Annotated in this window: 3 protein-coding genes; all 3 read left to right on the forward strand. The window is 31.7% G+C overall.

What is annotated here, in order from left to right:
* The first annotated feature begins 478 nt into the window (after positions 1 to 478).
* The 3 genes from Q0138_RS01280 to Q0138_RS01290 all read left to right on the forward strand — a co-directional run bounded on the left by Q0138_RS01280 (position 479) and on the right by Q0138_RS01290 (position 7,873).
* Positions 479 to 4,657 carry an Ig-like domain-containing protein gene (locus Q0138_RS01280; protein WP_297979827.1) on the forward strand — a complete coding sequence of 1,393 codons (4,179 nt, stop codon included), beginning with the start codon at positions 479 to 481 and terminating at the stop codon, positions 4,655 to 4,657.
* Between the two features lie 570 nt (positions 4,658 to 5,227).
* Complete coding sequence (locus Q0138_RS01285) at positions 5,228 to 6,724, forward strand: DUF2193 domain-containing protein (RefSeq protein ID WP_297979829.1); 1,497 nt, start codon at positions 5,228 to 5,230, stop codon at positions 6,722 to 6,724.
* A 375-nt stretch (positions 6,725 to 7,099) separates the two neighbouring features.
* Positions 7,100 to 7,873, forward strand: a complete 774-nt coding sequence (locus Q0138_RS01290; protein ID WP_297979832.1) for an MIP/aquaporin family protein — start codon at positions 7,100 to 7,102, stop codon at positions 7,871 to 7,873.
* Positions 7,874 to 7,973 lie beyond the last annotated feature (100 nt).

Below are 7,973 nucleotides of genomic sequence, written 5' to 3' on the forward strand. Positions count from 1 at the left end.
CTTTCATTAATCATAATTTTTTGTTTATTGTAATTAATATTTTTTATTTTATTTTTTATTTTTTATTTTTTCTTAAGTGAACCTTATTTAATTTTTTCTCTTAATTAAAATAAATTCATCGTTTTTGTTTAGAAATTCTTTTATTTTTTTTTATTAAATTTATTTTTAAATTTTTTTTAAAAATATTTATATATTTAAAAAAGTTAAATTAATATTAAAGTTTATTTTAATAATCAATAATCTAGCTTGATAAATTTATTTTATTTATCAAGATTATTTGAGTAAATTTAAAAAAATTTTTATTTTTTTCGGATTGTCTTATTTTATAGTAATTATGCTTTGAATAGTTTATTTCCTTTTGATTAGTATTGGGGATTATAAATTCTTATGTTTTATGATAAAATAAAGGCTTATCTGATTTTTTTATTTTTCTCTTTTTTTTTAAAAAAGGGGGATTCATTTTTATATAGGTGAAAATTTGAAGATTAAATACATGACTATATTTTTAGTTCTTCTTTGTTGTTTAATGGGAGCAGCAAGTGCAGCAGAGGATGTCTCAACAGACATTGCTGATTCTACAGATGAAGCTATGATTGTAGATGCTGTTTCCACTGATATAACTGATAATCCACAGGATATTATTACATCAGATGATACAAATGAAGAACAAATAATAAACGAATCAAAGACAGTTGAACAAACTGATGATTCTGCAAATGTGGAATCTGAACCAACTAGATCTACTGAAATAAATGCAACAGATTGGGGTGAATTTAAGGAATATGCAACTGCTACCGATGATGATTATACTATTAAATTAACCGGCACATCCTATACTATTAGTAGGGTTATTTTTGGTAACAATGTTACTGTTATAGGTACTTCCACTAGTTATTTCACTGGCGGAAGCAATGGTACAACTTATTTTACAAGTACTGGTGATTTAAGCATCACATTTATTAATGTAACTTTTAAGGATATCTATGCAGGTGTTCTTTTTAAATTAGCTACTGATACAGGAACTAATAAGTTTATCAACTGCAGTTTTGATAATATTTATACTTCCGTTTATAAATCCTCAGTCATTTGGAACGATAAAGGATATATGAATATTAGTGGTTGTAATTTCACAAATTGTAATAACGGATTTGGTGTGATAACCAACTATGCTTCTTCCGGTACAGTTCAAATGAATGTGGAAAATAGCAGATTTGAGGATAATTACGGTAGACTAGAACCTGGAGCTATTAACAATTGTGGAGAAATGAATATAACCAACTGTACTTTCACACACAATGTAGCAGGATGGTGGGCTGGAGCTGTCCATACTCACACCAATGCTTATACACGTATTGTAGATTCAACCTTCACTGACAATCTTGCCGGAGGAAACAGCGGTACTGGATGGAATGGAGGAGCATTATTCTCTTACAGCAAATTAGAAGTTATAAATTCTGTCTTCACTGGAAACAATGTCAGTGTTTTAACTGGTGGAGGTGCTATTTTCGGTTACAGTATGGGAACATCCACATACAATATTACAGTAGATTCCTGTAATTTCACTCAAAATGTTAATAAACACACTTCAGGATATGCAGGTGCTATTGGAGTACAAAATATAGGATATTTAACCATATTTAATTCTTCTTTTGTAAATAACTCTGCAAATAACGGCCAAGCTATTGCAGCAATTACAAAAGATGAGCCTTATTGTATGAACTGTACTAACTGTTCATGTCCTAATTGTCCTAACTGTACAAATTGTAGTCATAATGTTTCTTCAGGATACCCAACAACTAAGATTTATAATAATACCTTTGTAAATCATACTGGCTCCGGAGATACAGTATATATAGCAGGAAATCACTACTTGTTTGAAAACAATACCTTCACTAACTCAACACAAACAACCAATTATAGAGGTAGTGAAAATCAAGATGGTCTAACATCTCTCACTTCATTTATCTCTCTAGAAAATGGTCGGAATTCTAAAAAGTTACAAAGTCCAATATTATCTGAGGGTTCTGTTGCTCATGATGTAATATATGTAAATTACAGTTCATCAAATAGTGCTGAACAAAATGGTTGTGATGGTCAAAGTTGGGAAACAGCATATGGGGGCCGTTTGGGTTTTTCTAGAGCAATTAAATATATTAATACAAATGGGATAATTTATTTAGCTGATGTAACTTTCCCGTCTATTACATCACCAGATCAAAAAAATGTTACTGTGATAGGTTTAAATAGAGAAAAAACTATTTTCTCTATAAAATCAACATATTTGGATGGTTATGATTACTATCGTTATCAAAGTACTTTTATAAACATAACTTTTAATATAACTGAATTTCATTTAGAAAAAGATTATGAATTCATCAATTGTACATTTATTAATTCAAATATTTCCATGTGGTGGAATGCATATGACATTTATTTAGGAGCTCCTGAAAATATAGATATTGATTATTCTTTTTATTCTAATTTTACAGGTTGTAATTTTGTAAATAGTACTCTTAATGCATATAGGTTTGGTGAAGCTAATTTTAAAGAATGTACTTTTGAGAATATTACTGCTGATTCTATTGTAAACAATACCGGGGGTTTTGCCTTAAATGATGGTATTTTCTTCTCTGATTGTACATTCAATAATGTAAACGTTAAAGGTATTGTTGATGTTCCTACTGACACTGTTATAGGTACTAATGCAGGTTCTAGAGTTCGCATTGAAGGTTGTACTGGTGTAGAAGGTTCTGATGTTGTGACTGAAGGTGGTCGTGACTTTATTAATACCACTGCTTCCAGATTAGACACCACTCTTGTTTGTGAGATTGATGATGAAAATAATTTTGTAGTTAGCTTAAAAGACTCTGTAGGCAATCTTATTAAGGAAGGACAGATATCTGTCATTATTAATGATGGTGAAGGGATTCCTTATGATATTGAAGATGGGGAATTTATTATTCCATTTGATGAGTTAATTGAAGATTTATCCGGTAAGATTACTATTGTCGTAAGATTTGATGACACTGCTGATTATGTAGGATCTGCTGATTCTTTAAGCACTTTCGTTATAATAGAGGAGACTCCTGTTGGTGCTGTCATTGATTTAACCCCTAATGAGGATAGCAGTTCTGTTAATGTTATTGTAAAGGATGTTAATAATTCCCCTATTTCCGGTGCTGAAATTTTCTACTACTTTGGTGAATATGATGAGGAAAGCACTGTAATATATAATGCAACAGTGGATGATGATGGGGAATATGACATTGAAATTGACAATTCAGATAATTGTGAATTAACCGTCTATTACGAGCTTAATGATGATTTGACTGTTTATGCAAGTTATAATCTTCTTGTAAATAATATTACAGAATATGTTGATGTTGCCAATTCTGCAAATGCCACCATCAGTTTAAGTTTAGATGATGGAAATGTGATTGTAAGCCTTGCAGATCTTGATGGAAGTCCTATTGCAAATGCTGATTTGGATGCAGTTGTTGATGGTAAAAATCAAGTTGTCAAAACAGGTGATGATGGTACTGCAAATATTCCTGTCGGTGCAAACGCAACCGTGACTGTTATTTACACTGATGATATCGGTTCCACAGTAAGTGCATCCATTGTAAGTCTTGAAAACAACAACACCATTGAAGTTGAAAAGATTGTTGAGATAAACAATACAGTTGAGGTTGAAAAGATTGTTGAGATAAACAATACAGTTGAGGTTGAAAAGATTGTTGAGTTGGTCATTGTTCCTAATGCTACAATTGTCTTGTCCACTGAGGACGGCAGTTCTGTAATTGCTAATTTAACAGATCTTGACGGTGCTGCAATTGCAAATGCTACTTTAAGTGTAAGTGTTAACGGTAAGCAATCAAGTGCAGTCACTGATGAGAATGGTTTGGCTAATATTGCCATTGATGGTAATAGCACTCTTGTGGTTTCCTATATGGATGCAAATAATCTTACAAGTGTCGGCTACATGAATGTCATCATAATCAATAATGTTACTGAAAAGATTGTTGAAATCAACAATACTGTTGAAATCAACAATACAATTGAGGTTCCTCTTAAACGTACTGTAACTGAGATTGGATATGAAAACATGACTACAAAGGCCTTAACCTATCCTGCCCTTAGAAATGGTGAATACTTCGTATTCACACTCAAGGACGCAAACGGCAAGGCTTTAGCCGGCAAGAATGTAAGCGTTGGATTCAACGGTCATGTATACACATACCTAACCGATGAAAACGGTACTGCCCAGACTCAGGTTAACCTTAAGGTTGCAGGCGGATACACATTCGCTGTCTGTTTCTTAGGTGATGATGACTACAATGCAAGCTTCATTGCAGCAAAAATCACTGTAGAAAAACAAAAACCTAGTTTAACTGTTCCTGCAAAATCCTACAAGGCAGCAGCTAAGACAAAAACATTGACTGCAACTTTCAAGGACGAAGCAGGTAAACTCATCAAGGGCAAAAAGGTCACTTTCACTGTTAACGGTAAAACATACACTGGAACTACTAATGACAAGGGTGTGGCTAGTGTAAAAGTAAGTCTTTCAACTAAGAAAACTTACAGCTTCACAGCTTCATTTGCTGGAGACGACACCTTTGCAGCAGTGACCAAAACTGGAAAAGTAACTATAAAATAGATGGAGAATTAATTTTCTCTATTTATTTTTAAATTTTTCATTGGAATAATAATTTTTTTTATTTTTTTATTTTTTTATTTTTTTACTTTTTTAATTTTTTTACTTTTTTCAATTGTTTTTTTGCTTGTTTTTTTAATCTGATGTTTTTTGTTTTTATTTATTTTTTATAAATTTTATCCTAAAACCAGGTTTATTTAATAAAATTGCTTATTTTTGAGAATCATTTCAAAAATTATATATATTTAAGTTTATCTATTATTATATAAGATTAAATTATATTTTGGATTTGATTAAAGGTTTGTAATAATTTATTTCTAATAATTATTACTTATTGTAGTTTTTTACTAATTTAATTTGTTTATTGTTTTTATTTGATTTGGTTTTTTTATAAACGAATTATTTTTCTTTTTTTCTAATTCTTGATATGTTTTTTCTAAATTGCAAATATTTTAATTCTTTTATTTTTTTTATATTAAAATATTTAAACTGTTGGATTATTTTTATTAAATATTTTAATTTTTGATTTGGTTGAAATATTTTAAAAATAATTTTTTATAATGTGGTGTTATGATGAAAGAATTATATGAAAAAATGATTGATGAATCAGTAGCTGCCATTAAGGCAGATATTGGTGTAATTTCTGAAAACAGATATAATGACTTTAAAATAACTGATGCAAAACCTTATGCAGATGCTGTAGCTGGAATGACCTGTGCTGACGGTCAAGCTAAATCAGTTATCGACTTACATAAAAAATCAGTTGAAAGCCATTACAAAGTATTGACTTCCGTTGCTGAAACAATCAGACCAGAAGACGATCCATTTATTGAACATTACCAAACTCCTCCTGTACTTGAAATCTTATGTGAGGAAGATGGTGAATTTGCAGACAGTTTAGATGTATTTATCAAGGCAATCGCTGACAATGAAGCATTGATTGCAAAAGAATCCATCCGCAGATACGGAGGTTTCTATGGTCCTACCTGTGTAGTGGACTTTGCCTTAATGCCTGGAAGTACTTCCAATGTTGTTAACCAAATCTTGAAAACAATCAATATCCCAACAATGCACAAACAAGCAATCTTATCCGCTAAATCCTGGGGTATGAACACTTCATACGGTATTGGTGACGCATTCGCTAACGCTATTGAAGATGGTGCAACCGCTGCAGAAGCAACCCAAAAGGAAATTGAAGCTTTACAAATGATTTATAGGGAACCTGTAGAAGGTCAAGGCACCTTGATGGATGATGCAGGACACTCTTCATTTGATGTAAGAAAATTCATGTTAGGATACAAGAAGGAAATGAGAAATGTTGTTAAGGCTGCAATGGATGACGGTGTACACTACGGTAACATTGTAACCGTACCTGCTTACTGTGTAGGGGACATTGGTCACCACATCGGTCAAGCAAGTTACAACATGTGTAAGGATGATGTAACATTAGCTATTATCCAAGCAACCGCTAAAGTAATGGAATCTACATTAAAGGACAACATTGACAACTTTGTACGTCCATCTCAAGTATTGAACTTAGCAACCGGTTCAACCGCATGTGCTGCTGAATACATTCTTGAATTAGACGGTTTCAACGCTTCAATGGTTGTAGACCTTTTAACCAAAAGATTCCACAACTATGTACAACAATATCCTACCAGAGGAGCAGCTGCAGAATTACACAACTGTGACTTTATGGACATGATCTACAGAGGTTCCAACTACATCTCTGAAGCAAGAAAAGCAAGAAGCAGTGCACAAATTGCTCTTGAACCTAAAGTTAATGGATTTGCTGTTGACTTAGGTGCTATTAATCATAATGAAGTTCTCATGAACCCACAAAGATACACTTACCCTGCTTGTGGAATTACAGTAAGATTCTCCTCACTCATGAGACTTGCAGATTACCCATGTTTACTTACTCCAGAACCTGTAACTGCTACCATGATGACAAACATCATTGCACTTAACAAAGAAGCTCCTGGTTCTCCTGTAAGAGGCTGTAAGAACTGTGCTTCCTGTATGATTGATGCAAAACACGAATACTGTCAATGGAAAGAATCTGTATAAGTGTAAACTATTATTTTAAGTTAATTTACTTTTAAATTAACTTATTTTTTTATTTTTAAACTAAATAAAAATTTTATTTTTTTTTAAAATCTTTCATAATTATAAAAATAAGGTTTTTTGCTTTATTTCTCATTAAGATTATTTAAATCATTAAAGATTTTTTTTAATCATTAAAAATTCTTTAAATCATTTTGATTTTATATTATTTAAATTTTAAATCATTTAAGATTTTTTTTAAATCATTTAAGATTTTTTTAAATCATTTAAGATTTTTTTTAAATCATTTAAGATTTTTTTAAATCATAAAGGATTTTTAAATCATTAAAGTTCATTTAATCATAAAAAATTTTTAAATCAAATTTAGGAGATAAAAATATGGCTTCATGTAATATTGGAAAAAAATTTATTGCAGAGCTTTTAGGTACCTTTTTCCTTGTGTTCTTCGGTACCGGATCTGCAGTTGTAACTTTACTTATTTCTGATAGTGTTACTCCTGGAGCTGCGGGTATTGGTTTACTCGGCGGTTTAGGAGACTGGATAGCTATTGCATTAGCATTTGGTTTAACTGTTATGGCTTGTATTTATCTTTTCGGTAAAATATCAGGTGCACACTTAAACCCTGCAGTAACTATTGGTTTACTTGTTAGTAAAAATATTTCTTTAATTGACAGTATCTATTATATTGTAGCTCAAGTAATTGGCGCTTGTCTTGGAAGTTACTTATTATACTTTATTTTAGGCAGTGCTGCTGTAACCGTTGGTGGATTAGGTGCTACCGCTCCTGGTTTAGGCGTAGGTTACTTACAAGCTATGGTTGCAGAATGTATCGGTACCTTCTTCTTGGTACTTGTTGTTATGGGTGTTGCAGTTGATGAAAAGGCAGAACCTGGTTTTGCTGGAATTTCCATCGGTATGACTGTAGCTACTGTAATCGTTGTTTTAGGTGCATTCACTGGTGCTTCCATTAACCCAGCACGTACCTTCGGTCCTTACTTAATGGACATGTTACTCGGTGGAGCAAATCTCTGGGGATACTTCCCAATTTACTTGGTCGGACCTATTGTAGGTGGAATCCTCGCAGCTTTAGTATACACTTACTTAGCTCAGGGTAACGACGCTTGTGCTTTACCACAACCATTTGAAGAATAAATGGAATTATATAAGAGATTTTTTCTCTTATTTTTTATTTTTTTAATCTTTTTTTTAATCTTTTTTTAATCTATTTTTTTATAATTTTTTTATTCTATTT

It is taken from the genome of uncultured Methanobrevibacter sp. (assembly GCF_937906425.1).
GTDB lineage: Archaea > Methanobacteriota > Methanobacteria > Methanobacteriales > Methanobacteriaceae > Methanobrevibacter.